1 protein-coding gene is annotated in these 576 nt (G+C 73.6%); it reads left to right on the top strand.

Annotated features, from left to right (window positions below):
- Window positions 1–576: caspase family protein (locus tag GH736_RS24090; protein WP_162529613.1), on the top strand; the 576-nt coding region annotated here is incomplete at both ends.

The following is a 576-nucleotide window of genomic DNA, read 5'->3' as shown; positions in this document are numbered from 1 at the left end:
CCGCGCCAGGCACGGGTGCGCGTCGTGCGCTGTGCATCGGCGTCGACGCCTATCCCGATGAGGGCGACCGCCTGCACGGCTGCGTGGCCGACGCGCACGCCTGGGCCGAGGCGCTGCGCGGCGAGCAGTTCGAGGTGACCGAGCTGACGGATGCCGCGGCCACCCGCGACGAGATCCTCCGCGGCATCCTCGAACTCGTCAGCAGTGCCGCGCCCGGCGACGTGCTGGCCGTGCAGTACTCGGGCCACGGCACGTTCGTGCCCGATCTCGACGGCGACGAGGACGACGGCGACGAGTCGAAGGACGAGGCCCTGTGCCCCGTGGACTTCCGCGCCGAGGGCCGCCTCATCATCGACGACGACCTGGCCCGCATCTGGGACATCATCCCCGAGGGCGTCAGCCTCACGGCGTTCTTCGACAGCTGCCACTCGGGCTCGGCGAACCGGGCGCCGCGCGTGGACCTCACGCCGATCGGCGACGCGCTCCCCCGCTCGGTCGAGCTCACGCGCGAGGACGAGGCGGCCTATCGGGCCGACCGCGGCGTCGGCACGGGGTCGACGGAGCCGGATCCGGTGC

Source organism: Agromyces humi, assembly GCF_009720255.1.
GTDB classification, from domain to species: Bacteria; Actinomycetota; Actinomycetes; order Actinomycetales; family Microbacteriaceae; genus Agromyces; species Agromyces humi.
This window is presented reverse-complemented; position numbering and strand designations above follow the sequence as displayed.